Source organism: Halobacillus aidingensis, assembly GCF_900104185.1.
GTDB lineage: Bacteria > Bacillota > Bacilli > Bacillales > Halobacillaceae > Halobacillus > Halobacillus aidingensis.
This window is the reverse complement of sequence record NZ_FNIZ01000008.1, coordinates 150,051-176,908: the sequence shown is the minus strand read 5'-3', so window position 1 is coordinate 176,908 and position 26,858 is coordinate 150,051. Positions and strand designations below refer to the sequence as shown.

Genomic DNA, 26,858 nt, shown 5'->3' with positions numbered 1-26,858 from the left:
ATGATAAGCGGGGCATCCCGTATCACGCATGAAACATGAGAAATCCTCATCCGGAATACTTTCCACCAATTCATGGACCGAATAGGCGATGTCATTTTCCTGAAGTTTCATTTCAACGTCCATGGGCAAAACCACTTGATTCATGTTATAATTTTTAAACATAAGAGCACCTCCGAGGTTATTGTGTAGGAACTTTAATTTTATCAGAGTGTGCTCTTATTTTTAATTGAAATGAAAAAAGACAACATAAATTGAGGAGCCCTGCGAACCAAATTGGTTCGCAGGGCTCCTTTTTGTTTCAGAGGCTGAGTTTTGTCCCAGCCTCTTTATTGTTTTTTGTATTCATTTAAGAAATACAGCATAGTTGCGCTGCAGCTAAATTAATGACCAAGCGAGCGCATGATAAATTCAATGAGAAAGACCATGGCGATGAGTACGACTGGCGTAGTTAGTTCTCTTTGTTTTCCGATGGCGAATTTTACGATCGGATAAGCGATAAATCCAAAAGCCATTCCATCAGCGATGGAGTAGGTGAAGGGAATCATCACGATAATCAGGAAGGCTGGCATCGCTTCAGATAACTGATCCAGGGGAATTTCCTTAATGTTTTGTACCATCAGCGCTCCGACAATGATGAGAATTGGTGCGATAGCGGTGGATGGTACCATGGAAATCCAAGGGATCAAAAAGATGGTGCCGATAAATAAGACAGCCATTGTGAGTGCTGCTCTTCCTGATTTACCTCCGGATGCAATGACAGCGGCACTCTCAGCTGAAGAAACCGTCGGTGATGTACCGAGGAATCCAGTACTTAATGCTGAAAAGGCAGAGGCCTGGTAGGACCTTTTGAATTTGCTTTGTTGATCAAGCATATCCAATTGTCCGTGAATGAGACCCATATTCTCAAAAATGAGAACGATCGCAAGGGGGAAAACGGCCATCCAGAATCCGAACTCTGTCACGCTTGCGAAGTCCGGCATGAAGATCCATGATTGTTCGCTGAGTGCGAGAGAATCTCCTCTTTCTCCCAATACTCCTGTAAAATGAGCGATGATGGTACCTGCAATCATCGTCACTAAGAAGTTACCAGGGACATTTTTTGTGAAAAGGAAAATCCCGATAAACAATGTAAGGATACTTGTGATGACAATTGCAGACGAAGGGTTGCCGAGTGTGATCAAAGAGTGTTCCCCTCTGACGACAAGGCCTCCTTTTTCTAATCCGATCAACGTCAAAAACAGTCCAAGACCAACCGTGATTGCATGCTTCAAAGAATCCGGAATCGCGTGTTTCAACCAGTCTCCAAGTTTTGTGAAAGCCGTGATTAGAAAGATCAACGAAGCTACGAATACAACAGCCAGCCCTTCTTGAAACGTCAATCCCGTACCTTCAACGATGGAGTAGGCAAACAAAGCGTTAACACCCATTCCTGGAATGAGAACCATAGGCGCATTAGCGTATATAGCCATGATCAAACAGCCGAGTGCGCTGGCAAGAATCGTTGCAATCATTCCGCTTTCAAGCGGCAAACCTGCACTGTGAAGGATTTGGCTGTTCACGGCCACAATGTAGACGGTCGTGAAATAACCGATCAATCCAGCCAACCCTTCTTTCTTCCAGCTCACTTTTTGATGATGCTGATTGAGCATTTGAATCTCCTCTATGAAATTTATCCCTCTCCCGCCCGGTTACCGAGTAACCCACAAACGTTTATTTTACTCGTAAAAGAACAATCTATCAACCTGATTTGTTCGCTTTTTGTAAAAAATGAGGTGTAGAACAACAGTTTGTGTTAAGATGTAAAAGGATTATAATATATTAGAAAGCGTTTTCTTTCTTTATATATAGATGAAAAGGGAAGGTGATTTTCATGAAATTTCGTTCAGTATTCGATATTATCGGTCCCGTCATGATTGGACCATCCAGTTCACACACCGCAGGGGCGGCCAGAATCGGCCGTGCAGCACGCCATTTATTTGGTAGGGAGCCAAAATATGCCCATATCCATTTGTATGGATCATTTGCGAAAACCTATAAAGGTCATGGCACAGATGTAGCCATCATTGGTGGATTGCTCGACTACGATACGTATGATGAACGAATCAGTCAATCACTCGTTACGGCGCGGAAAAATGGAATGAAGATAAGATTTCATGAAGAGGATGCTCATACCGATCATCCCAACACGGCAAGAGTTAAAATCGGTGATGATGATGGTGAGCTCGAGTTAGTCGGGATCTCCATCGGGGGAGGAAAAGCGGAAATTACGGAACTGAATGGTTTTGAACTTCGCTTATCTGGAAGTCACCCGGCGATTCTGCTTATTCACAATGATCGTTATGGAGCGATTGCCTCGGCTACGGCCATTTTAGCTAAAAATGAAATCAATATCGGACGCATGGAAGTGTCCCGTAAAGCACAAGGAGAACAAGCCTTGATGGTCATTGAAGTGGATCAGAACATTGATGATTCGATCCTTGATGAACTAGAACGAGCGGATCACATTACACAAGTAGCTAAGATATCAGATTAAATAAAGAAAGGAGAGCTCACATGTTTCGAAATGTAGCTGAACTCGTAGAATTAGCAGAAAGTGAAAATATACAAATCTCTGAAGTTATGATTCGTCAGGAGATGGAAGTGAAACAACTAACGAGGGAGCAAGTGTTCTCTCAAATGGAAAGAAATCTCGATGTTATGGAAAAAGCGATTGAAGATGGTTTGAAAGGTGTCAAATCTCACAGTGGATTGACTGGAGGAGATGCAGTCCTCATTCAAAACTATATGAAAAATCACACCCCGCTATCCGGAAACCTTCTTATGGATGCCGTTAGTAAAGCTGTCGCAACAAATGAAGTGAATGCGGCCATGGGGACCATCTGTGCTACACCTACCGCAGGAAGTGCCGGTTGTGTGCCGGGGACGCTTTTTGCTGTGAAAAATCAATTGAATCCGACGCGTGAACAAATGGTTCGTTACCTGTTTACTTCCGGGGCCTTCGGATTTGTGGTTGCTAATAATGCTTCTATTTCCGGTGCCGCAGGAGGCTGCCAGGCTGAAGTGGGATCAGCTGCAGGGATGGCTGCTGCTGCGATTGTAGAAATGGCCGGGGGTACGCCTTCACAATCTGCTGAAGCAATGGCGATTACTTTGAAAAATATGCTCGGCCTCATTTGTGATCCTGTTGCGGGTCTAGTAGAAGTCCCTTGTGTGAAAAGAAATGCCATGGGTTCATCCAACGCGGTTGTTGCTGCGGATATGGCTCTTGCAGGAGTGACGAGTCGAATTCCTTGTGATGAGGTTATTGATGCGATGTACAAAGTAGGGCAGCGCATGCCTTCAGCATTCAGGGAAACAGCTCAAGGTGGACTTGCTGCTACACCTACGGGGCGTGAATTAGAAGCCAAAGTGTACGGAATATCGTTGAAGAAAGAGTGAATGACGTGTTGCACCAATCGATCAGTGAAGTTAAAGGAGTAGGAGATAAACTACGATTACAATTAAATGAGCTTGGACTCTTTACAGTGGAAGATCTATTATTCTACTTTCCGCATCGCTATGATTCTTATGAAGTGAAGCCTCTTACCGAATTGACGCACAATGAGAAGGCGACCATCGAAGGTGAAATCGTCTCTGAACCTGCATTAAGTTTTTATGGCAGGAAGAAATCACGGCTGACTTTTACCCTTCAAGTCGATCAGTTTGCGGTAAAAGCTGTCATGTTCAATCGTGCTTTTGCAAAGAAACAATTGAATCAAGGGGACACGGTTACGGTGACAGGGAAGTGGGATCAACAGAGACTCCAAATAACGGTCAGCCAGTTTAAAAAAGGAGAGTCCAAAAGTCAGGAACCCATCCAGCCTGTGTACACGTTGAAAGAAGGGGTTAACCTCAACACATTGAGGAAAGTGATCAAAAACGCCCTTGATGATTATAGTGTGGATCTTCCTGACATTCTTCCTGAAGATCTGGCTCTTGCTTATAAACTTCCAGACCGCCCTTCAGCTTTGAATCAAATGCATTATCCGGAAACAAGGGTGATGCTGAAGCATGCAAAACGTCGTTTTATATACGAAGAGTTTCTTGTATTTCAATTAAAAATGCAGCTGTTAAGAAAGCATAACCGTGAATCGACATCAGGAATTGTTCAAACGTATGACAACGATCAGTTGACGGCATTTGTTCAATCCCTGCCATTCGAATTGACTTCTGCGCAGAAACGGTCTCTCGCAGAAATTTTAAACGACATGAAAAGTCCGCACAGAATGAATCGTCTCCTTCAAGGGGACGTCGGCTCAGGAAAGACAGCTGTTGCCGCGATTGCTCTTTACGCATCAATTACAGCTGGTCAACAGGGGGCTCTCATGGTTCCGACGGAAATTCTGGCAGAACAACATTACCATTCTTTGCAACAAATGTTTGAAGGGCGTGCGAAGGTAGCTTTACTGACCGGATCTATCAAAGGAAAGCGGAGACGAGAAATCCTGGAAGCCGTGGAGCAGAATGAAATCGATATCCTCGTTGGTACCCATGCGCTCATACAGGATGAGGTCGTCTTCAAAAACCTTGGATTTGTGATCGTCGATGAGCAGCACCGTTTTGGAGTAGAGCAGCGGCGGGCACTAAGAGATAAGGGTCTTTCTCCTGATGTCCTATTCATGACAGCAACGCCTATTCCAAGGACGCTTGCGATTACGGCATTCGGAGATATGGATGTCAGTGTGATTGACGAAATGCCGGCAGGACGGAAACCTGTGGATACGTATTGGGTCAAAGGAGAAATGACCAACCGTGTCTTGAGCTTTATACAGAAAGAGATTGACCAGGGGCACCAGGCCTACGTCATTTGTCCTTTGATCGAAGAATCGGACCAGCTTGATATTCAAAATGCCATTGACCTCTACGATCAGCTAAGCGCTGTTTTTGAGCCGTCTACATCCGTCGGATTGATGCATGGTCGTCTCCATAACGAAGAAAAAGAGAGCGTTATGCAGCAATTTGCAGCGAACGAGCTGAAGATCCTCGTCTCCACAACGGTCGTAGAGGTAGGCGTGAACGTACCGAATGCAACTGTCATGGTCATTTATGATGCACAAAGGTTCGGTCTTTCCCAGCTTCACCAGTTGAGAGGACGTGTAGGGCGTGGAGCCGATCAAAGTTACTGTATTCTTCTTGGTGATCCCAAAGGAGACGTAGGGAAAGAACGAATGAGAATTATGACCGAGACGAATGATGGCTTCGAATTATCTGAGCAGGATTTGAAGCTGCGTGGTCCCGGCGACTTTTTCGGCAAAAAGCAAAGCGGTCTTCCTGAATTCAAGGTCGGAGACATGGTCCACGATTACCGCGCACTCGAAACCGCAAGAAAAGATGCCGCTGAAATGATTATGGAAAATATGCTTGATAATGACGAACGATACAAAACTCTAAAAGAGCACGTTTATAGTGACCAACACCTTCTCGGTAATGTGTTGGACTAACTAACCAAACACTCGGCCAAAAAGCCGAGTGTTTTCCATTTCCGAAACGACCCCTTTCAAGTATAGCTCCCTTTTCTTGAAGACTCAGTTTCGAGACTTTAGTTTTATGAATGGTGCTGAGGGGGATTACTCGCTTTCCATGGGAGCGCAAGGAGCACATACCGCGCATCCTTAAAGGGAGCCTTGCCTAGTTGAAATAATGAATGACAAATCCTGGCCATGGATACGGGGTCAGGGAAACGACGATTTGCGGTGTTTTGAATCCGTTCGTAGAAAAACACACACGTTTTTGTCTTCTTGAGCTTTTCATGCGGGCGTTTCCCAGACCCTGTTCTTTTACCATATTCGTGCAGTATCTATGGTTAAAACGACTATAACTACGTTGTTAATCAGGGCTTCATTATCGAACTCAGTGGGTTACTGTTATAGGGATTTCGAGAACCTCATATAACAAAGGGGCGGAGGGGAATGGGGAGACTCCTGTGGGGAAAAGTGCTTGGTGAGACCCCACAGGACGCAGTCAGAGGAGGCTCAAGAGAATAGAGGAAGTTCGATTAAGTTCGGCACGTCCTGTGCCAACATTGAACGACCCCACTTCGTGTGGGGCCCCGCGGAAAGCGAGCTATTCCCCGCAGTCCCATCCACTCAATAAAAGCCTCGAAATCAAGTCTTCCGCAATCCTGCCATATTGTTTAAGGAAGTGTTGTGTGTCACTTAATTGAGTGTCGAAATACTATGGAGATGAAAATAGGGAATCATAAGCAAATCCTTGCGTAATTGAACTTGGTATTATATATTACTATTAGTACCTAGTCATAAGGTGAAAAATTATGGCTAAATGAACGGTGGAATATGTATGAAGAAGTCTAAAAAAGTACGTCAGGAAGAATTGAAAACGAAAATAGACCATACCCCCTTCATTACAGACGAAGAACTAGCAAAAACATTCGGGGTCAGCATCCAGACGATAAGGCTGGATCGAATGGAACTCGGAATTCCGGAATTGCGGGAACGCATCAAGTCGGTCGCCACACAAGAATGGAATGAAACGGTGAAAGCTTTGCCGGTGGAAGAAATCATCGGGGAAGTGGTCGACCTGGAATTGGACGACCGTGCCATTTCGATCTTGGACATCCGCCCGGAACATGTCTTTTCCAGAAACCATATCGCTAGAGGGCACTACTTGTTTGCACAGGCCAACTCCCTGGCCGTCGCCTTAATCAATGATGAACTGGCACTTACTGCGCAGTCGGAGATTGCATTCACACGCCCGGTGAAACTTGGTGAACGTGTGGTGGCTAAGGCGACTGTCAAGGGGGACGATGAAAAAGGACGAACACTTGTGAATGTGCATAGTTACGTAGGTAACGAAGAAGTATTTGCGGGAACGTTTGAGATGTATCGTTCGAACCAACAGAAGGAGATGGATCGAGAATGAAGCTAGCCATTGATGCTATGGGCGGTGACAACGCTCCTGAAGCGATTGTGAAAGGGGCGGTACAGGCCGCAGACACAATTGACGGCTTGGAAATCACTCTTGTAGGTGATGAAGCTCAAATCAAGCCTTTTTTAACAGGACAGTCCAATGTGTCTATATTACATACAACAGAAGTCATTACAGCAGATGATGAACCGGTAAGGGCTGTTAGGAGAAAGAAGCAATCTTCTATGGTTCTGACAGCCACTGAAGTGAAGGAAGGACGTGCGGATGGTTGCATATCTGCCGGGAACACAGGGGCATTGATGAGTGCGGGATTGTTTGTCGTCGGTCGAATGAAAGGTGTGGACAGGCCAGCGCTCAGTCCGACACTTCCAACGTCAGACGGCAAAGGTTTTCTCATGCTGGATGTCGGAGCGAACGTGGATGCGAAGCCTGACCATTTGTTGCAATATGCAGTGATTGGGAGTATTTATGCTGAAAACGTGCGCAATATTAAACAGCCGAGGGTTGGTCTGTTGAATGTCGGTACGGAAGATGGCAAAGGAAGTGACTTGACCAAAAAGGCGTTTGACCTGATGAAAGAAGCTCCCATCAATTTTGTTGGAAACGTCGAGGCGCGTGACTTACTTGAAGGCGTAGCAGACGTAGTCGTGACTGATGGATTCACAGGTAATGTTACATTGAAGACGATCGAAGGAACGGCCATGACGATGTTTTCGATGATGAAGCAAACATTTATGAGTAACTTTAAAACTAAAATTGCTGCTGGGTTAGCAAAGAATGATCTGCGGAAGTTAAAAGCTCAGCTTGATTATAGCGAATATGGAGGAGCGGGTCTGTTTGGTTTGGCCGCACCTGTCATCAAAGCGCATGGTTCTTCTAATGATCGAGCTGTTTTAAATGCGATCCGACAGGCCTGCCACATGATTGAGCTTGATGTAACGAACACAATTTCCGCAACACTTTCTGAAATGCACAAAGAGGAGGATGAATCATGAAACGAATCGCATGTGTTTTTCCTGGGCAAGGGTCCCAGGAAGTAGGAATGGGGAAGGCGATGTATGAGGCTTATCCTGCTGTGAAACAATTGTTTGATGAAGCGGATGAAGCCCTTGGTTATTCGTTGACTCGTTTAATGTTCGAAGGGCCTTCTGAAGAATTGACGAAAACAGAAAATGCTCAACCGGCATTGCTTTTGAATAGTATAGCCATCCAGCGAGTACTCCAGCAAGAAGGGGTGGCTCCTGGTATGACGGCAGGTCACAGCCTTGGAGAATACAGTGCCTTGGTTGCAGCGGGAGCGCTGGAACCAATGGAAGCCGTTCAACTAGTTCATGTCCGTGGAAAGCTGATGGAAGAAGCTTACCCAACAGGTATGGGAACAATGGCGGCTGTACTTGGTCTATCACAAGAAGAAATTGAAGAAGTCTTGCGTGACTTTGATGGAGATCTAGCTGTGGATCTTGCGAATATCAATTGTCCAGGTCAAATTGTCATTTCTGGAACAAAAGAAGGCGTGGACAAAGCCTCTGAACAATTGTCAGAAGCGGGAGCGAAGCGGGTGCTTCCTCTCAATGTCAGTGGACCATTCCACTCCCGTCTCATGAAGTCAGCTAGTGATGATTTTGCTGATCATTTATCTGAAACGAAAATCCATGATGCGAACGTCCCTGTGTACGCGAACGTAACTGCTGCACCGGTGACAAATGCGGAAGAAATAGAGAAGCTTCTCATTGAACAACTCTACTCACCTGTAAGGTTCCAACAGATTCTTGAGGCATTCGTCGAAGAAGATGTCGATGCTATTGTAGAAGTGGGGCAAGGGAAAGTGTTGAGTGGTCTTGTTCGTAAAGTGAAACGTCGAATGAAAACGTTCAGTGTGCAGGATCCAGACTCACTGCAAGCGTTCATCGATTGGTATAAGGAGGAATCGTAATGTTACAAGACCAGGTGGCTCTTGTCACAGGGGCATCCCGCGGAATCGGAAAGGCTATTGCACTTGAACTTGCTCATCAAGGGGCGAAAGTGGCCGTCAATTATGCAGGAAGCGAAGATAAGGCAGAGGCTGTTGTTCAGGAAATCCATGAACTAGGCGGCGTGGCCATCAAAATACAGGCCAACGTATCCAATGATGAAGATGTCAAACGAATGGTGAAAACAGTCGTAGATGAATTCGGCCGTCTGGATATCCTTGTTAACAATGCAGGGATTACGAAAGACAATCTCTTAATGAGAATGAAAGAAGAAGAGTTTGATTCAGTGATCGATACGAACTTGAAAGGCGTTTTCCTTTGTACAAAAGGGGTGACACGTCAGATGATGAAGCAGAAGTATGGCCGAATCATCAACGTCGCTTCAATCGTAGGTGTTTCCGGAAACCCTGGACAAGCGAATTATGTTGCTGCTAAAGCCGGTGTGATCGGAATGACCAAATCGAACGCCAAAGAATTGGCAGCTAGAAACATCCAGGTGAACGCCGTAGCACCGGGCTACATCGCAACAGATATGACAGATGCCCTTACAGACGAGCAACGTGAGCAAATGCTGGCCATGATTCCGCTGAAGCGTTTAGGTGAAGGGGAAGATGTGGCACGTGTTGTCCGATTCCTCGCTTCTAAAGATGCAGCGTACATGACAGGTCAAACACTGCATGTCGATGGCGGCATGGTCATGTAAAAGCGTGGGTCTTATTAAGCGCCCATTTATTTTAAACAAAGAGATTGTGATTCCTTCTGAAAGTCGGGGTAAAACAACCTCTTGCGCTTTTGGGCACACATTACTATAATTACTGAAGGGAGGTGAGGTTCCAATGGCAGAAACATTTGATCGTGTAAAACAAATCATCGTCGATCGTCTTGATGTTGATGAGTCTAAAGTGACTATGGAAGCTTCCTTCAAAGAAGATCTAGAAGCAGACTCTCTTGATGTCGTTGAGCTTGTAATGGAGCTTGAAGACGAGTTTGATATGGAAATTTCTGATGAAGAAGCTGAAAAAATCAATACAGTAGGCGACGCTGTGAATTACATAAGCAGCCAGTCGTAATAGGATCGCTGTCCGTTTTTCGGGCAGCCTTTCCTATATTTTTCAAGAAATTCATAGCAAAGGACAAGGTGATTTATGGATGATTTTTCCAGTTTCCAGAAAAAGATAAATTTACAATTCAATGATATCTCGTTACTGGAACAGGCTTTTACACATTCATCATATGTGAATGAGCATCGGAAAACCGATCGGGAGGATAATGAACGGCTGGAATTCTTGGGAGATGCCGTTCTTGAACTAGGAGTCTCTCAGTATTTGTACCGGGAGTTCCCGGATATGGCTGAAGGAGAGCTTACTAAGTTCAGAGCCTCGATTGTGTGTGAAGTCTCATTAGTAGAATTTGCAAATGAGCTGAATTTCCAAGACCTGATTTTACTTGGTAAAGGAGAAGAGTTGACAGGAGGGCGCAATCGACCAGCATTGCTTGCTGATGTCTTTGAAGCGTTCATCGGAGCTCTTTATTTAGACCAGGGTTACGATGCAGTCATACAGTTCTTAAGAACGTATGTGTATCCAAAAGTGAAAAAAGGTGCTTTTTCTCATGCGATGGATTTCAAAAGTCAGCTACAAGAATTTATTCAACGGGATAAAAACAGTAAAATCGAATATGAAATCGTTGAAGAGAGAGGACCTGCACACAGCCGGGAGTTTATCGCTCACGTACTGATCCAGGATGACATCGGTGGGATTGGTGTAGGCCGTACGAAGAAAGAAGCGGAACAAAAAGCGGCTCAGCAAGCATTGGAAAATCAAGGAGCCCATTTATAATCCGTCTTTAAAAGTGATCAAAAAGAGACCGTTTTCCGGAGAGAACCTTCGAAAAACGGTCTTTTTTTAGTGGCGGTTGGTTATTTTCTGTATTGACCAAGTTCCTGCACAAATGCCTGGATTTCAGAAACACTCAATTGCCCTTTCATTTCAATAATATCGTGAAGGGATTTGATTTCTTCGTATTTATTGAGATCGTAATCCTCTGGGTCCATAAGGGAACGGTTCACGACCTGCAGTTTTTCTGCCATGTCATTGATGATGACTTCTAGGTTTTCTTGGTTCGGTTCTTGTAAACTCAAAAATGAATCCTCCTTCAAGGCTCGTTTTCTAGGCTATTACATATGATAAAGGACTTTGCCGAATTTTGAAACCCTTCATTAATATTATAACTTATTAAAGTAAATGGCAGGATTGTGTAAGACTAAGTTTCGAGACTTTTATGGAGTGGATGGGGCTGCGGGGAATAGCTCGCTTTCCGTGGGAGCGCGGTGAGCCTCCTCGGACTGCGTCCTGTGGGGTCTCACCAAGCACTTTTTTCCCGCAGGAGTCTCCCCATTCCCCTCCGCCCCTTTATCATGTGAGTGTCTCGAAACCACTTCTCGGAAACTCTGCTTGTATGTTCAAAAGAATTGGATCACAAAAAACTCCCCCCCAGCGGTCATTACGAGCGTGAAGTCTTGATATATAGCGTTTTTCGCCTGTTTCTTAGTGGGTATGGAAGAGGTCCCATTTTGGTATAGGGGTTCGTTTCTCTCCTGCACGGAATGGGGTGGTTGGGAAGCTGCGAGACTCCCGTGGGAGAAAGGAGATAGGCGAGGTCCCGCAAGGCGATAGCCTGAGGAAGCTCGCCACTCCCCCACAGGAAAGCGAGTAGCTTCCCAGCCACCCCTAACGCTAAAAAAGCAAACGAACCCCGGTTATCTCGAACTAGAGTCTTCAAGTATAGGGAGCTTATGTTGAATAATGAGATTTTACTAGGTGTAATAAAAGTAGCTTTCGGTTCCTACCGTAGGGCCGTTCTTTATGATAAAATATATAAGTTGAGTGAATGAAAGATTTGTGAAAATACAGGAGGATGAATATGTTCCTCAAACAATTAGATACGATAGGTTTTAAATCATTTGCCGAACGAGTGACCGTCGATTTCGTTTCTGGAGTCACATCTGTCGTCGGACCGAATGGTAGTGGAAAAAGTAATATAACGGATGCGATTCGATGGGTATTAGGCGAACAGTCAGCCCGTTCGCTCCGCGGTAGTAAAATGGAAGACATCATCTTTGCTGGTAGTGAAACTAGAGCTCCATTGAATATGGCAGAAGTGACTTTGACCCTTGATAATACGGATCAGGCACTGCCTTTGGATTACCAGGAAGTGAGTGTGACGAGACGCGTTTACCGCTCCGGTGAAAGTGAGTTCTATATAAATAATCAGACATGCCGTTTGAAAGATATTGTCGATCTATTCATGGATTCCGGGCTTGGCAGGGAAGCTTTCTCTATTATCAGCCAAGGAAAAGTGGAAGAGATTCTTAGTTCCAAAGCAGAAGACCGCCGTTCCATTTTTGAAGAAGCGGCAGGAGTTCTGAAGTACAAACAGCGAAAGAAAAAAGCAGAATATAAGTTGTCGGAAACACAAGAAAATCTGAACCGTGTGGAAGATATCATATGGGAGATTGATGGTCAGCTTGAACCGTTAAAAGAACAAGCGGCTGTCGCGAAAGATTACTTAGAGAAAAAAGACGAGCTGAAGAATGTTGAAATCTCTTTATTGATCACTCAAATACAGCAGGTTCACGGAGAATGGGAAAGAATTCTCAAAGAACTGGAAGAAGTCAGAGGCCAGGAAAACGAGTTGAGTGAAAAAATCGAGGCGAATGAAGCTTCACTAAAAGATCAAAGGGATCATGTGGAAAGCCTCGATGCTTCTATAGAAAACATGCAGGCGAAGTTGCTTGAACTAACGAGAGACCTCGAAAATCTTGAGGGGAAAAAGCAACTAATGAAAGAGCGTCATAAGCATTTTGAAGAAAACAAATCCAAATTGGAAGAGGCCTATGAGGATCTCTCTGACAAACTGGTGAATTTAAAGGCGATTGCCGAAGAAGAAGCTAAAAAGTTAAAACAGATCAAAGAAAAAAGAGAAAATACGAAGCAAGAGTTAAATCAAACGACCCAAGCGTTAAAACAGGATCTCCATCTAATAGAAGATGAGATTGAAGACTTGAAGAGTGAATATATCGAATTGCTGAATAAGCAGGCAGCCAAACGAAACGAGAAACAACTCTTAGAAAAACAGCTGGACCAAATTCACTCCAAAAAAGGAAGTCAGATCGATAAATTCAAAGATCTCAGAAGTGAACGCGCAAAGCTTGAAGAAAAGTTGACTTCCATGACAGCCGAGTTGGAAACCCTGACCACACAGCGGGAAGAGCTAGAATCTCAAGTCCAAGAGTTGAACGAGAGATACGAAAAGAATAAACAGACGTATCAGGAATGGCAGGAGAAGCTTTATAAGGGCTATCAATATTTGGAAAATATGCGATCTAAGAAGGAAATGCTTGAAGAGATGAAAGAAGACTTCTCAGGTTATTTCCACGGCGTCCGTGAAGTTTTAAAGGCTTCTCAAAAAGGCCAGCTGCAGGGGATTCATGGAGCTGTGCTCGAACTGATTGATATTCCATCCCATCTTTTGACAGCGATTGAGACAGCGCTTGGTGCGCAGGCCCAACATATTGTCGTGGAGGACGAACAAACCGGAAGACAGGCGATCCACTGGTTGAAAACGAACAATAAAGGAAGAGCTACATTCCTGCCTCTGACCTCCATTCAGCCTCGTTCTGTCCATGGCGCTGCATCGCTTTCACAACAAGCAGGGTATGTAGGAGTTGCTGCCGATCTTATCCAATATGATACAGCTCATTCAAAAGCGATCCAGCACCTCCTTGGTCATATCGTCATTGCCGAAGGGTTAGAGGATGCAAACCAAATAGCTCGCGTATTGAATCGAAAGTACCGGGTTGTGACGCTTGATGGAGATGTTGTCAATCCTGGTGGTTCCATGTCAGGAGGGGCGAAAAAACAATCCAAACAATCCTTGTTCACAAGAGAAAAGGAATTGCAGGAACTTAGTGAGAAAATCGTCGCTTATGATGCAAAGGCGTTGGATGTTGAGAGTAAAGTGGAAAAGTTGAAGACGACCTTAGCAGAGCAAGAAGAGGAAAAAGAACAGTGGAATGTGAAACTTTCTGAATTAAAGAAAGAAGAGTATGAAAAGCAGTCCGATCAAAGGGAAATGCAGCTGAAACTCGACCATTTGAATGATCAACTTCAATTGTTCGATCAAGATCAGGCCCAGTACGATCAAGACTCTCATCACGCTGATCAGCAGTTGACCGACCTTGACGAAACCTTACGGACTTTAGAAGAACAACTGGTATCGATTAATACAAAGATCGAAGAGTTGACGACAACAAAAGAACGTCAGAAAGAAGACGAGGCTAACTTGCAGGAACGCAGGCAGAAGCTTCAAATACAACTAGCCGAACAAGAATCAGCGGTAAACAACCAAAAAGAAAAAGCGGATCGTTATCAGCAGGAGAAAGATTTGATACAGCAGGAATTACGAGGCAATCGTGTCTCTTATCAACAACTGATGGAGGTCAAGGATTCCAATCAGACTGAAGATGAGATTCAGGCTCAAATTGAAAGCACGAGAACAGACAAGGAAGAAACGACTTCGTCCATCGAGATGAAGAGAAAAGAGCGCCAAGAGCTTGCTGCGGACATTCAGCAAGCTGAAGCGATGCTAAAGGAATTGAAGCGGAGACATCAAAACTTTATTCAAGACTTGCAGCAAAAGGAAGTCAAAGCCAACCGGCTGGACGTAGAGCTTGAGAATATGCTTCAATACTTGCAGGAAGAGTATGTGATGACGTTTGAGAAAGCGAAGAGGGACTACCCAGGTGTAGACGATATTGACGAAGCATCAACGAAGGTCAAGCTGATCAAACGGGCCATCGAAGAGCTTGGAACCGTGAATTTAGGAGCCATCGATGAGTATGACCGTATTAAAGAACGCTATGAATTCTTGAAGGGACAGCAAGATGATTTACTTGAAGCAAAACAGACCCTTCACACGGTTATCAATGAAATGGATGGTGAAATGAAGCGGAAGTTTGAAGACACCTTTACAAAAATCCGTGCGGAATTCGGTGAAGTCTTTCGTACTCTGTTCGGTGGAGGACGTGCCGATCTGCAACTGACTGACCCTAACGACATGTTAGAAACAGGGGTCGATATTGTGGCCCAGCCCCCGGGTAAGAAACTGCAAAATATGAGTTTGTTATCGGGCGGAGAACGTGCTCTGACGGCTATCGCTCTGTTATTCTCAATTCTACGCGTCCGTCCTGTGCCCTTCTGTGTCCTTGACGAGGTGGAAGCGGCATTGGATGAAGCGAACGTGGATCGTTTTGCTAAATTTTTGAAAGAATTCAGTGAGAAGACACAATTCATTGTCATCACCCACAGAAAAGGGACGATGGAAGAATCGGATGTTCTTTATGGGGTGACCATGCAAGAGTCAGGCGTATCTAAACTCGTATCCGTCAGACTAGAAGAAACACCGGAATTACTGGAAGCATAGGAAGGATGAGTCGATGAGTTTTTTTAAGAAACTGAAAGAAAAATTCGTAAAAGGTCCTGAGTCGGAAGAAGAAAAAGAGGAACAGCAGGTCCATGAAACAGAGGATTCCGATGACCAGGAACATCCTCTGGAAACGGATGTAGACCCCGCAGACACCCATGAGCAGGACGTTACAGACCTTCAGGGAGAAACAGAAACACCTGAAACCGAGGCCCCTGCAGAGGATGGGGAAGAATACGCAGCAGAAGCAGATGAAGAAGAGCCAGTCGAATCAACGCTGGATGAAAAAGACGAGCAGGGCGTTGAAGAATCATTGCCAGAAGATGATGCTGCAGAGAGCCTGGAAGAGGATGAAAAAGCTTCGATTGCTTCCAAGTTTAAAATGGGACTGGCTAAAACAAGAAATTCATTCTCGACTAAAATTAATGATCTCGTCGCACGTTACCGTACCGTCGATGAAGATTTCTTTGAAGAACTTGAGGAAGTGTTGATTTCTGCAGATGTCGGGGTTACGACCGTCATGGAAATGATTGAAGAGCTTGAGATGGAAGTGAAGCGTAGGAACGTTCAGGACCCTCAAAAAGTGAAGGAAATCATTTCTGAAAAGCTGGTTGAAATCTACTATGGTGATGATCGCGCTGAAGAAATTGAAGGGTTGAATGAAAACCCGGACGGCTTGACGATTTATCTGTTTGTCGGTGTGAATGGGGTAGGAAAAACAACGACCATCGGCAAACTTGCCCACCGACTGAAAAGTGAAGGGAAGAACGTGACACTTGCTGCAGGAGATACATTCCGTGCAGGTGCCATTGAGCAACTCGAAGAGTGGGGCAAACGTGTAGGAGTGAATGTCACGAAGCATAGTGAAGGCAGCGACCCAGCTGCTGTCATTTACGATGGTATCCAGTCTGCAAAATCGAAGAATGCCGATGTCCTCATTTGCGATACTGCCGGCCGTCTGCAAAATAAAGTGAACTTGATGAATGAACTTTCCAAAGTGAAACGCGTCATTGAGCGTGAAGTTCCTGGAGCTCCTCATGAAGTACTGCTTGTACTCGATGCTACGACAGGACAAAATGCCATGAGCCAGGCGAAAACTTTCTCCGAAGCGACGGATGTATCCGGTATTGTGCTATCGAAACTGGATGGAACAGCGAAAGGCGGAATTGTTCTTGCGATTCGAAATGAATTGGAAATTCCCGTTAAACTCGTGGGCCTTGGAGAAAAAGTGACCGACCTTGAAACATTTGATGCCCATGCCTTCGTTTATGGACTGTTTGCAGATATGATCGAAGAATATGAGGAAGAAGAACTATCCTAAGCCTTGACATGAAGGTACATGTTCCTTTAGTATTTATGTGTAAAGGCATTTCACTTAACAAGGAGTGCTTCAAGCATGCTTGAAAAAACGACACGGATTAATTATCTTTTTGATTTCTATCAATCGTTGTTGACTCCTAAACAGAGAAACTATATGGAGTTGTATTATCTCGAGGATTACTCTCTTGGTGAAATATCAGAAACCTTTGATGTCTCACGTCAAGCGGTGTATGATAATATTCGCAGAACAGAGACAATGCTTGAAGAATATGAAAAAAAGCTTCATCTATATGAGAAGTTTGAAAAACGGCAGAAAGTGATCAAAGAAATGGAAGCACAGTTTAAAAAAGACGAGCTTCCAGCCCCTTATGAATCATGGCTGCACGAATTACAAGAATTAGAATAGGAGGGGATCTTCGATGGCATTTGAGGGTTTATCCGACCGTTTGCAGGAAACGATCAAGAAAATCAAAGGCAAAGGGAAGGTAAACGAACAAGACGTAAAAGAGATGACCAGGGAGGTCCGTCTCGCCCTCCTCGAGGCCGATGTAAACTTTAAAGTCGTTAAAGATTTTGTGAAGCGTGTACGTGAACGCGCCGTCGGTCAGGAGGTCATGGAAAGCCTGACCCCTGGACAGCAAGTCATCAAAGTTGTTAAAGAAGAGCTCACAGAATTGATGGGTGGCGACGAAAGTAAAATCGCTGTTGCCAAGCGTCCTCCAACGGTCATCATGATGGTCGGTCTGCAGGGTGCAGGTAAAACGACGACAACCGGGAAGCTTGCGAACCTGTTGCGTAAAAGCTACAACAGGAAGCCGTTACTCGTAGGAGCCGACGTTTACCGACCAGCTGCCATCCAGCAATTACAGACACTCGGAAAACAGCTGGATATGCCTGTCCATGAGGAAGGCACCGAAGCAAACCCTGTCGACATCGCCAAAAATGCGATAACCAAAGCCAAAGAGGAGCACCACGATTATGTGCTCATCGATACCGCTGGTCGTTTGCATATTGATGGTGATTTGATGGGTGAACTGCAAGAAATCAAGGAAGCTGTCAATCCTGATGAAATTTTCCTTGTAGTCGATGCCATGACAGGTCAGGATGCTGTGAATGTTGCAGAAAGCTTTGATGAGCAGCTCGACGTCACCGGTGTGCTGCTCACGAAACTTGATGGAGACACCCGTGGTGGTGCCGCGTTATCCATCAAAGCCGTGACAGGTAAACCGATCAAATTCGCGGGTATGGGGGAGAAGCTTGACCAGCTTGAGACCTTCCACCCTGAGCGTATGGCGTCAAGGATCCTTGGAATGGGCGACATGCTTACATTAATTGAAAAAGCACAAACGCAAGTCGATGAAAAGCAAGCGAAAGAGCTGGAGTCGAAAATGCGTAATGCGTCCTTTACATTTGAGGACTTCCTTGAGCAGATGGAGCAAGTGAAGAACATGGGACCACTGGATGAAATTTTAAATATGATTCCTGGTGCGAACAAAATGAAAGGTCTTCAGAACGTGTCGTTCGACGACAAGCAGATCGCTCATGTTGAAGCCATCATCCAATCGATGACTAAAAATGAACGACAGGACCCTTCTGTGATGAATGCAAGCCGTAAAAAGCGGATTGCCAAAGGGTCCGGGACGTCTGTGTCAGAGGTCAACAGACTGTTGAAACAGTTTGAAGAAATGAAGAAAATGATGAAACAAATGAGCAATACAAAAGGGAAAAAAGGCAAAGGAATGAAATTTCCTTTTATGTAATGGAAAAAACCTTTACACACCCTTGAAGTTCTGCTAAAATCTAAATCTGTGTGAAACATTAAAGAAATTTGGAGGTTGTTAAAAATGGCAGTAAAAATTCGCCTAAAACGTATGGGATCTAAACGTAACCCATTTTATCGTGTAGTAGTTGCTGATTCTCGTTCTCCTCGTGATGGACGTATCATCGAGCAAATCGGAACATATAACCCAGTTGCTAACCCTGTAGAGGTTAAACTTGATGCTGAGAAAGCAATCGACTGGATGTCAAACGGCGCGAAGCCAAGTGACACGGTTCGTAACTTATTCTCTAACGAAGGCATCATGAAGCAGTTCCACGATAAGAAAAACCAATAAATCATAAAGTAGTGGTGATCCCATGAAAACCTTGATCGAAACGATCGTAACTCCGCTTGTCGATCATCCTGATGACATCGTGGTGGATGAGAAAGAGGAAAATCATAAAGTGGTTTATCATCTTACGGTCCACCCGGATGATGTAGGGAAAGTAATCGGTAAGAACGGGCGGATTGCGAAAGCGATTCGGACTGTCGTCTATGCGGCAGGTTCAGATTCTGAAAAACGAATCTATTTGGATATCATGTAAGAGAACTAATTTTATTGGTGTAAGAAGGGAGAAGGGAAACCTTTTCCCTTTTTTACTATTCTCATGGAACGGCAGAGGGGCGGGCGAAAGATGCAGATCATCCGAACAGTACCTGTCAAACAGATTTTGACAGAGACGAGTCGTGCGCAAATTAAGGAAAAGTTCGACGAAAGATATCAACGTCTGGACCGTGAATGCAGGCAGCTTTCATTTGAACAGAAAAAATTAGAACGCAAGCCCGGGGTGTCAAGACAAGAAGTGGAGCGCCGTTTTTCAAAGGAAATCGGACGAAGAAAAGATCAACTGAAGTGGCTTGAATATCAGCGCAAACAATTGGATATCCTGCCTGATGGAAGTGAGCTTGAAACAGACGAAGTACAGGCACTGATTGAAGTTAAAGAAGGCGATCAATGGGAAGAGGTCATCCAGGATCGTCAAATCGTCGTGGAAGACGGAAAAGTCATACGAGCGAGGTAATTGCACTCATGGAAAAACAGTTATTCAATGTTGGAAAAATAATAAACACACATGGCATCAAAGGAGAAGTCAAAGTTCATCGCGTCACAGATTTTGATGAACGATTCGAACCAGGTCAGCTTTTGTATTGGGTAAGTGATAACAACGAGCCGAAACCACTGGTAATTCGAACACACCGGGTTCATAAAGGTTTCGAACTTGTAAGCTTCGAGGATCATCCTACGATTAATGATGTCGAAGGCTACAAGAATGGAAAGCTGATGGTTTCAGAAGACGATCAAGTAGAGCTTGATGACCATGAATTCTATTTTTATGAAATCATCGGGTGTACCGTATTTTTAGAGTCAGGTGAAGAACTAGGAGAAATTAAAGAAATTCTTACCCCTGGCGCGAATGACGTTTGGGTTGTGAAGCGGAAGAATCAGCCGGATGTTCTCATTCCGTATATCGAACCTGTCGTTAAAGAAGTGGATACGGAGTCGAAAACAATCATCATCGATCCAATAGAGGGGCTGCTAGACTAATGCATATCGATATTTTGACACTTTTTCCCGAAATGTTTGATGGTGTATTGCAGAATTCCATCATGAAGCGTGCTCAGGAACAAGGCGCATTTTCACATCAATATGTGAATTTCCGTGATTACACTGAAAATAAACACAACAAAGTCGATGATTACCCTTACGGGGGAGGAGCGGGTCTTGTTCTATCCCCACAACCCATTTTTGATAGCATTCAGTCCATCAAAGATTCTGCGGAAAAACCTCCACGTGTTGTGCTGCTTTGCCCGCAGGGAGAACCCTACTCCCAGCAAAAAGCGGAAGAACTTTCAGAAGAGGATCATCTGGTCTTCATTTGTGGCCATTACGAGGGATATGATGAAAGAATCAGGCAGGAATTGGTGACCGATGAAATATCCATCGGTGATTATGTCCTTACTGGTGGAGAGCTGGGTGCGATGGTCGTCATCGATTCTGTTGTTCGACTTCTACCAGGAGTTCTAGGAAATGAACAGTCAGCTCCTATGGACTCATTCTCAAGCGGCTTGCTTGAACATCCGCATTATACGAGACCAGCCGATTTTCGAGGTCATAAAGTGCCGGATGTCCTTCTATCAGGAAACCATGCCAAAATCGATGAATGGCGTCATTACCAGTCATTGAAACGTACATTCGAAAGAAGGCCGGATTTGCTTGAGGGAAGGGAATTATCTGCTAAAGAACAATCGTGGTTGGATGAGTGGAAAAATAGCTGAGTGCTGTTGATGTTTGTCTCTAGATATGGTATATTAAATTTTGTGCTTAAACGTACGGTTTAAGTGGAAAACGATGTTCCGCTGCCTCTTAGAAGACAAGAGCATTAGTTAAAAAGGAGTGAAAATCATGCAACAATTGATTCATGACATTACAAAAGAACAACTTCGTACGGATCACCCAGATTTCCGTCCTGGTGATACTGTAAAAGTACACGTGAAAGTTGTCGAAGGCACACGTGAACGTATCCAGGTATTCGAAGGTGTTGTCATCAAGCGTCAGAACGGCGGAATCAGCGAAACATTCACTGTACGTAAGATTACTTACGGTACAGGTGTTGAGCGTACATTCCCAGTTCATTCTCCACGTATCGCTAAGATTGAGCGTACTCGTCGTGGTAAAGTACGTCGTGCGAAACTTTACTACTTGCGTAACCTACGCGGTAAAGCTGCACGTATTAAAGAAATTATCTAATTTCAGTAAAAAGGAGCTTGCGATGCCAAGCTCCTTTTTTCTACTTAGATTTAGCTCTTTAGCACGCTTGAGTTGATCTATATAGGCAAGTTATTAAAAAGTATATGGCAGGATTCTTGAAGACTCAGTTTCGAGATGTTTTTTGAGTGGATGGGGCTGCGGGGAATGACTCGCTTTCCGCGGGAGCGCGGTGAGCCTCCTCGAGCTTCGCTCTGTGGGGTCTCACCAAGCACTTTTTTCCCGCAGGAGTCTCCCCATCCCCCACCGCCCCTTTGCCATGGAAGATTCTCGAAACCACTTCTGGAAAAATCAGCTTGTATGATTGAGGGAAGTGGATAATATAACCCCCTCCACAGCTGGCATTCACAACGTAAAAGCTTGATACAGAGCGCTTTATGCATGCTTAGGAGAGAAGAGTGGGAGAAACTCCTTCTCGGTATAGGGGTTCGTTTCTTCCTTACATGGAATGGGGTTGTTGGGAAGCTGCGAGACTCCCGTGGGAGAAGGAGATAGGCGAGATCCCGCAGGACGCAGTCCGAGGAAGCTCGGCGCTCCCCCACAGGAAAGTGTTCAAATGCGGAATCGCCCTGGTAGACACGACTGGCATAAGCAGAACAGCAACGGAATGTGTTTTTCATTCCTTTGCTGTTCTGCTTATGACGCGAGTGTCTGGGCGATGGAGCTAGACGAGTAGCTTCCCAACCACCCCTTACGCTCAACCAGGCAAACGAACTCCGGTTATCTCGAAACTGAGTCTTTCACTAAAGTGAGCTTTACGGAATAGAGGCTGGGGTTAAGAATTTCATGATATGATTTGTAAGACACAGGTAAAATGTAAAACAAGTGAGCCGTTCAGCAGCAATTACACCATATGTTATGGAATGGTTGTATCTACAGCCGGTTATAGTATGGTTTTGCCGCTCCAGACTCCTTCATACAAGGAAGAGGGGATAATGATGAAACAACAATGGTTGGACTGGTTGAAAGCTTTTCTTATCGCCGGCGTATTGGCTGTGATCGTAAGAGTGTTTTTGTTTGCGCCGGTCGTAGTCGAAGGCCCTTCCATGTTGACCACCTTACATAGCGGGGATCATTTGATTGTAAGTAAGCTCAATTATAAAATTGGATCGCCGGATCGTTTTGATGTTGTTGTATTTCATGCAACAGAACGTAAAGACTATATCAAACGGGTGATTGGCCTCCCTGGTGATCACATTGCCTATGAAGATGATCAACTCTATGTGAATGGAGAACCCGTGGACGAGCCATTTCTTAATGAACGGAAACAGCAATTAAGCGGCAGTCGGCCCCTGACTGATGACTTCACGATGGAGAATTTACCAGGCGAATATGAAGAGGTGCCCGAAGGCCATTTGTTCGTACTTGGTGATAACCGTAACAACTCGACAGACAGCCGGATGCTTGGTGTGATTGATCAAGACCAGATGGTAGGGGAAGCGGTTGTTTCCTACTGGCCATTAAATCGCATCCAGCTTGTCAATTAGGAGGATCTACATGACCATTCAATGGTTTCCAGGCCACATGGCCAAAGCAAAAAGGGAAGTTGCAGAGAAGCTTAAACTCGTGGATTTCGTCATCGAACTTGTGGATGCACGTGCACCACTTTCTTCTCAAAACCCTATGCTGCATAACACATTACAAGAAAAGCCCAAAATGATGGTGCTGATGAAAAAAGATCTCGCTGATACAAAAATTACCAGTGAGTGGATTGAACACTTTAAAGAAAAAGGAATCCCAGCTGTTGCGATTGAAGCTAATCAAAAACAGGATGTGCAAAAAGTTGTCCAGCAAGCGAAAGAGTTAGGGAAAGAAAAAATGGACAAGCTCAAAGCGAAAGGCATTCGTCCCAGAGCTTCACGGGCAATGATCATAGGCATTCCTAATGTAGGTAAATCTACGTTAATAAATAGACTGGCCAACAAGAAAATGGCTAAAACAGGAGATAAACCTGGTGTCACAACGAAGCAACAATGGATCAAAGTGAAGAAAGAATTCGAATTGCTTGATACTCCTGGAATTCTATGGCCTAAATTCGAAGAAGAGGAAGTTGGCTATCGCCTAGCTGCGATCGGCACGATTAAAGATCAAATCCTTCCGAAAGAAGATGTAGCTGCTTATGTCCTTCACTTCCTTCATCAATTCTACCCAGATCGCCTTGAAGAGAGATTTGGTCTTGAGAATGTGGATGACATGATGGAGGCTTTTGAGTCCATCGGGAAAAAGCGTGGTTGTCTTGAAAGTGGAGGCCGCATTAATTTCGAAAAAGTCTCTGACATTATCTTGCAAGACTTACGGACAGGAAAGCTCGGAATGATTACCCTTGAACGTCCTGATTCATAAACCAAAGCGCAAAGAGGCCCTAGCCCCTTGCGCTTTCTTTATGAAGTTATTTCTGAAATGTAACTGCAGATCATCATAACGGGGGCATGTATGTGTCAGAAACAACAGACTGTTCTCAGCCCCTCATCTATACAATGGAAACACCTTTCAGATAAAAAAAGTTATAGATAGATAAAACCATTAAACATTTGATTTTATAATGATGAAAAACGTCCGATATGATAAGAAATGGAGGGTTTAACTTTTATGACCCAATTGACTGTATCACAGGTTAAAGAAAGACTGAATGACGAGAAATTGACCGCTCATGAGTTAGCTGTGTTTAAAGAAGATTCGAGGAAAGGTGTGCAACAACTCATGAAGCGCTATGATAAGGAGATCCAGCAAAAGCAAGAGCTGAAAAAGCAGTATGAGATGATGATGACGTTTGAAGAAAATCTCTTCCACCGTGGTTTTACCCAAGTAGCAGGAATCGACGAAGCAGGGCGAGGGCCGATTGCCGGTCCAGTCGTTGCAGGTGCTGTCGTTTTACCACGTGATTATTACTTAGAAGGCCTGAATGACTCGAAGAAACTTTCTTTAAAAAGTCGTGAGGCCTACTTTGGTCGGATCAAGGCAGATGCTGATTGGGGTGTAGGAATTGTCACAAATGAAGAGATCGATCAAATCAACATCTATCAAGCAACAAAACTTGCCATGAAGAGAGCCGTCGAAGGTCTTTCCGGCCAACCAGAACATTTACTGATTGATGCGATGGAATTGGACGCGATTCCAACTTCCCAAACAAAACTTATTAAAGGGGATGAGAGAAGTGTTTCGATCGCTGCTGCGAGTGTCATTGCCAAAGTGACAAGGGACCGAATGATGGCTGAACTAGATGAACAGTATCCGATGTATGAATTCCGCAGCAATCAGGGATATGGAACAAAGCCACACGTAGAAGCATTAAAAACTCACGGGCCTTCCCCGGTTCATAGAAAAACATTTGCTCCTGTGAAAGATTTGCTATAAGAAAGGGATGGAATCAAAATGGACCATTTGATCAACAGTCTTACACGTCTATCAACACATGCAGCCCTGCCTGTTGAACCCAAATCAGGCCAACTGGTAAAAGGGAAAGTTATTCAATCTCTACAAGATAACAAAGTTGTGGTGAATATGGGTAAGAAAAGTGTGGAAGCCATAGTAAATCAACCGTTGATCAAAGGTTCATCTTACTTATTCCAAGTAGAACAAGTTGAACCTGCTCTCGTATTACGGACTGTATCGCTTTCTGAAGCGCGTCCAGGCCAATTGGATCTCGCGTCGCTTATAAAGCAGATAGGAGTAAAGGAAAACAAAGACAACCTCTCATTGATGAAGGCGATTGTTGATTTGAAGGTGCCATTACATAAGAAAGATTTAGCACAAGCGTTCAAATTGATTCAGTCGTCTGCTAATCAACCACTCGCACGCGAATTATTGCTACATATAATAAGCAGGAAAATGCCCATTCAATCTTCCGTGTATTCGGCACTTTCAGCGAAATATACGGAAGAATATTCTCAAGTTTTGTCAGATGTTGAGCAACAATTGGGAAAGAAATCACTTTCTGCTTCTGATGAGAAAATTAAATCTATGGTCCAAACATTGCGAGCAGAACAAATTCCAAAATCTGAAAGTGCGACTCTTAACAAATTAAAATACGAGTTAATGAATGGATCTAGCTCTACTTTTGAGCTATTGAAGAAAGCGGGAATTATAGATGCTAAGCATACCTTATCATCGTTCCAGCAAAATTGGTCTCATCAGAATCCCGGGATGGATCGTTTACCTTTCACTAAAGAACGAGTAGCTAGTTCCTTACAACAGCTGTTACAAAATCAACTTCCGTTATCTCCATCAGAAAATCAAACGATCAAACAGTGGGTACATACATCAGAAAAACTCCTTTCTGTCTGGGCTCAACAACCTTCGAATACTGATTTCCACATGGTGTCTCAACAAACACGCAGACAATGGACTGAGACTTTTAGAAACGTAGTGGCCCAAAATGTAATGAGACGTTTAACGCCACACTTACAGGAATCTACAAAGTTATTTATTGATAAAGCCGTCACTCTTTTAGGCCATGATAGGGGTGAAAGAAATTCTTTTTCAAGAACTGAATTCAGGTCTTTTCTGTCTGATATGCAAAATTTGATAGGCAAGCAGGTTTCAATTGACCAACAAAAGCTCCTCGTACATTCGCTGCAGTCATTGAGTCAAAACATCACGCTCTCTGACAAAGATAGGATGTGGCTCCAAATGAAAGCGATGATGAGTCGAATAGGATTCAATGATGAACATGTCCTTGCCAAAGCCTTTAAACAGACAGAGGCACCTGTACAGACAGAAAGTTCATTAAAAACGTTGCTATTAAAAGGGTTAAATGAAGGTTCAGAAGTAAAAGCAGAAACGGCAAATCGGCTGATAAACCTGATTAACGGGACACAACTCGCTTCGTACTCGGATAACCCCCAAACCCTGCAAATAACACTTCAATTTCCTGGTGATTTCATTGGAGCTTTGAAGGATGTACATATGAACATGGAAGGGCGAAAAAATGACGATGGCCAAATTGACTCTGACTACTGTCATGTAATGTTCTACTTACACCTTTCTCAGCTTGAGGAAACCATTATAGACCTCAATATTGTTGAGCGACGTGTATCGGTCGTCGTATATAATGAAAACCCAGAGCTTGAAAAGCTTTTCAAACCGTATCAAAAGAAATTAGAAGAGGGTTTAGAAATTGCTGGATATGAATTGAACTCTCTTAGGGCACGCGTCACGAGTGAAGTTTCAAAAAGCACTGACTCTAACAAACAAGAGGAGGCGGAAGAAGGGGTGGATATCAGGATATGAATGAAAAAAGAAAAGAAGCCATTGCTTTGACCTATCAATCCGAAAAAGCAGCTGCTCCAGAGGTAGTGGCGAAAGGGCAGGGGGTCATAGCTGAAAATATTCTAAAAGCCGCAGAGGAGCACCAAATACCCGTACAAGAAGACGCCACCCTCGTCGAACTGCTCTCAGAGCTGAACATCAACGAACAAATCCCGGAAGATCTTTACCACGTCGTCGCTGAAGTTTTCGCCTTCATTTACAACGTTGACCACAACAAAAGAAATAGTGTGTTGAACAGGAATTCACCAAGTATTCCTGTTTATCAATAAATGATGGTTATTGAAGTATATGGCAGTCTTGTGTAAGA

26 protein-coding genes and 1 pseudogene are annotated in these 26,858 nt (G+C 44.2%); 24 read left to right on the top strand and 3 right to left on the bottom strand.

The window, feature by feature from the left end:
* Window positions 1-162: pseudogene (locus tag BLS23_RS22035) on the bottom strand (IS5/IS1182 family transposase); the annotation flags it as partial.
* Between the two features lie 218 nt (window positions 163-380).
* Window positions 381-1,649 carry an NCS2 family permease gene (locus BLS23_RS10235; protein ID WP_089652455.1) on the bottom strand — a complete coding sequence of 423 codons (1,269 nt, stop codon included), beginning with the start codon at window positions 1,647-1,649 and terminating at the stop codon, window positions 381-383.
* 221 nt (window positions 1,650-1,870) lie between these two features.
* On the opposite strand from BLS23_RS10235, the gene sdaAB reads away from it, so the two are divergent.
* The 9 genes from sdaAB to rnc all read left to right on the top strand — a co-directional run bounded on the left by sdaAB (window position 1,871) and on the right by rnc (window position 10,732).
* Window positions 1,871-2,533: an L-serine ammonia-lyase, iron-sulfur-dependent subunit beta gene (sdaAB, locus tag BLS23_RS10230; RefSeq protein WP_089652454.1), complete on the top strand. Its 663-nt coding sequence runs from the start codon at window positions 1,871-1,873 to the stop codon at window positions 2,531-2,533.
* 20 nt (window positions 2,534-2,553) lie between these two features.
* Window positions 2,554-3,438: an L-serine ammonia-lyase, iron-sulfur-dependent, subunit alpha gene (gene sdaAA / locus BLS23_RS10225; RefSeq protein WP_089652453.1), complete on the top strand. Its 885-nt coding sequence runs from the start codon at window positions 2,554-2,556 to the stop codon at window positions 3,436-3,438.
* Between the two features lie 5 nt (window positions 3,439-3,443).
* Window positions 3,444-5,480, top strand: coding sequence for an ATP-dependent DNA helicase RecG (gene recG, locus BLS23_RS10220; RefSeq protein WP_089652452.1), 2,037 nt, complete (start codon window positions 3,444-3,446; stop codon window positions 5,478-5,480).
* An 856-nt stretch (window positions 5,481-6,336) separates the two neighbouring features.
* Window positions 6,337-6,918 (top strand): transcription factor FapR, encoded by a 582-nt coding sequence (gene fapR / locus BLS23_RS10215; RefSeq protein WP_089652451.1) that lies wholly within the window; start codon window positions 6,337-6,339, stop codon window positions 6,916-6,918.
* Entirely contained in the window at window positions 6,915-7,919 is a 1,005-nt protein-coding gene (plsX, locus tag BLS23_RS10210; RefSeq protein ID WP_089652450.1) for a phosphate acyltransferase PlsX, read from the top strand. The genes fapR and plsX overlap by 4 nt, the downstream gene beginning before the upstream one ends.
* A complete protein-coding gene (gene fabD / locus BLS23_RS10205) occupies window positions 7,916-8,857 on the top strand; it encodes an ACP S-malonyltransferase (RefSeq protein ID WP_089652449.1) in 942 nt (313 codons plus the stop codon). Before plsX ends, fabD begins: the two co-directional genes overlap by 4 nt.
* The gene (gene fabG, locus BLS23_RS10200) at window positions 8,857-9,597 is read left to right on the top strand and encodes a 3-oxoacyl-[acyl-carrier-protein] reductase (RefSeq protein ID WP_089652448.1); all 741 of its coding nucleotides are present in this window, start codon (window positions 8,857-8,859) and stop codon (window positions 9,595-9,597) included. The genes fabD and fabG overlap by 1 nt, the downstream gene beginning before the upstream one ends.
* Before the next feature lie 133 nt (window positions 9,598-9,730).
* A complete protein-coding gene (gene acpP / locus BLS23_RS10195) occupies window positions 9,731-9,964 on the top strand; it encodes an acyl carrier protein (RefSeq protein WP_035505393.1) in 234 nt (77 codons plus the stop codon).
* A gap of 75 nt (window positions 9,965-10,039) precedes the next feature.
* On the top strand, window positions 10,040-10,732 hold the full coding sequence (gene rnc / locus BLS23_RS10190) for a ribonuclease III (protein ID WP_089652447.1): 693 nt from the start codon (window positions 10,040-10,042) through the stop codon (window positions 10,730-10,732).
* Window positions 10,733-10,812: 80 nt separating this feature from the next.
* On the opposite strand, the gene BLS23_RS10185 is transcribed toward rnc, so the two are convergent.
* Window positions 10,813-11,034: a DUF1128 domain-containing protein gene (locus tag BLS23_RS10185; protein WP_089652446.1), complete on the bottom strand. Its 222-nt coding sequence runs from the start codon at window positions 11,032-11,034 to the stop codon at window positions 10,813-10,815.
* Window positions 11,035-11,816: 782 nt separating this feature from the next.
* Here BLS23_RS10185 and smc point away from each other — a divergent pair.
* From smc to BLS23_RS10105, 15 genes are all read left to right on the top strand, one after another.
* The gene (gene smc, locus BLS23_RS10180) at window positions 11,817-15,377 is read left to right on the top strand and encodes a chromosome segregation protein SMC (protein ID WP_089652445.1); all 3,561 of its coding nucleotides are present in this window, start codon (window positions 11,817-11,819) and stop codon (window positions 15,375-15,377) included.
* A 13-nt stretch (window positions 15,378-15,390) separates the two neighbouring features.
* Window positions 15,391-16,698: a signal recognition particle-docking protein FtsY gene (gene ftsY / locus BLS23_RS10175; RefSeq protein WP_089652444.1), complete on the top strand. Its 1,308-nt coding sequence runs from the start codon at window positions 15,391-15,393 to the stop codon at window positions 16,696-16,698.
* A 75-nt stretch (window positions 16,699-16,773) separates the two neighbouring features.
* Window positions 16,774-17,103 (top strand): putative DNA-binding protein, encoded by a 330-nt coding sequence (locus BLS23_RS10170; RefSeq protein ID WP_089652443.1) that lies wholly within the window; start codon window positions 16,774-16,776, stop codon window positions 17,101-17,103.
* Between the two features lie 13 nt (window positions 17,104-17,116).
* On the top strand, window positions 17,117-18,457 hold the full coding sequence (ffh, locus tag BLS23_RS10165; RefSeq protein WP_089652442.1) for a signal recognition particle protein: 1,341 nt from the start codon (window positions 17,117-17,119) through the stop codon (window positions 18,455-18,457).
* Between the two features lie 84 nt (window positions 18,458-18,541).
* On the top strand, window positions 18,542-18,811 hold the full coding sequence (gene rpsP / locus BLS23_RS10160; protein WP_089652441.1) for a 30S ribosomal protein S16: 270 nt from the start codon (window positions 18,542-18,544) through the stop codon (window positions 18,809-18,811).
* 22 nt (window positions 18,812-18,833) lie between these two features.
* A complete protein-coding gene (locus BLS23_RS10155; protein WP_089652440.1) occupies window positions 18,834-19,061 on the top strand; it encodes a KH domain-containing protein in 228 nt (75 codons plus the stop codon).
* Between the two features lie 90 nt (window positions 19,062-19,151).
* A complete protein-coding gene (locus tag BLS23_RS10150; protein WP_089652439.1) occupies window positions 19,152-19,538 on the top strand; it encodes a YlqD family protein in 387 nt (128 codons plus the stop codon).
* Window positions 19,539-19,546: 8 nt separating this feature from the next.
* Window positions 19,547-20,062 (top strand): ribosome maturation factor RimM, encoded by a 516-nt coding sequence (gene rimM / locus BLS23_RS10145; protein ID WP_089652438.1) that lies wholly within the window; start codon window positions 19,547-19,549, stop codon window positions 20,060-20,062.
* Window positions 20,062-20,793, top strand: coding sequence for a tRNA (guanosine(37)-N1)-methyltransferase TrmD (gene trmD / locus BLS23_RS10140; protein ID WP_089652437.1), 732 nt, complete (start codon window positions 20,062-20,064; stop codon window positions 20,791-20,793). Before rimM ends, trmD begins: the two co-directional genes overlap by 1 nt.
* 127 nt (window positions 20,794-20,920) lie before the next feature.
* Window positions 20,921-21,265 carry a 50S ribosomal protein L19 gene (gene rplS, locus BLS23_RS10135; protein WP_089652436.1) on the top strand — a complete coding sequence of 115 codons (345 nt, stop codon included), beginning with the start codon at window positions 20,921-20,923 and terminating at the stop codon, window positions 21,263-21,265.
* A 956-nt stretch (window positions 21,266-22,221) separates the two neighbouring features.
* Window positions 22,222-22,770 (top strand): signal peptidase I, encoded by a 549-nt coding sequence (lepB, locus tag BLS23_RS10125; RefSeq protein WP_089652465.1) that lies wholly within the window; start codon window positions 22,222-22,224, stop codon window positions 22,768-22,770.
* 10 nt (window positions 22,771-22,780) lie between these two features.
* The gene (gene ylqF / locus BLS23_RS10120) at window positions 22,781-23,626 is read left to right on the top strand and encodes a ribosome biogenesis GTPase YlqF (RefSeq protein WP_089652434.1); all 846 of its coding nucleotides are present in this window, start codon (window positions 22,781-22,783) and stop codon (window positions 23,624-23,626) included.
* Window positions 23,627-23,872: 246 nt separating this feature from the next.
* Window positions 23,873-24,637 (top strand): ribonuclease HII, encoded by a 765-nt coding sequence (locus tag BLS23_RS10115; protein ID WP_089652433.1) that lies wholly within the window; start codon window positions 23,873-23,875, stop codon window positions 24,635-24,637.
* A gap of 18 nt (window positions 24,638-24,655) precedes the next feature.
* Window positions 24,656-26,512, top strand: coding sequence for a hypothetical protein (locus BLS23_RS10110; RefSeq protein WP_089652432.1), 1,857 nt, complete (start codon window positions 24,656-24,658; stop codon window positions 26,510-26,512).
* On the top strand, window positions 26,509-26,820 hold the full coding sequence (locus BLS23_RS10105; protein WP_089652431.1) for an EscU/YscU/HrcU family type III secretion system export apparatus switch protein: 312 nt from the start codon (window positions 26,509-26,511) through the stop codon (window positions 26,818-26,820). The genes BLS23_RS10110 and BLS23_RS10105 overlap by 4 nt, the downstream gene beginning before the upstream one ends.
* The last annotated feature ends 38 nt before the right edge of the window (window positions 26,821-26,858 follow it).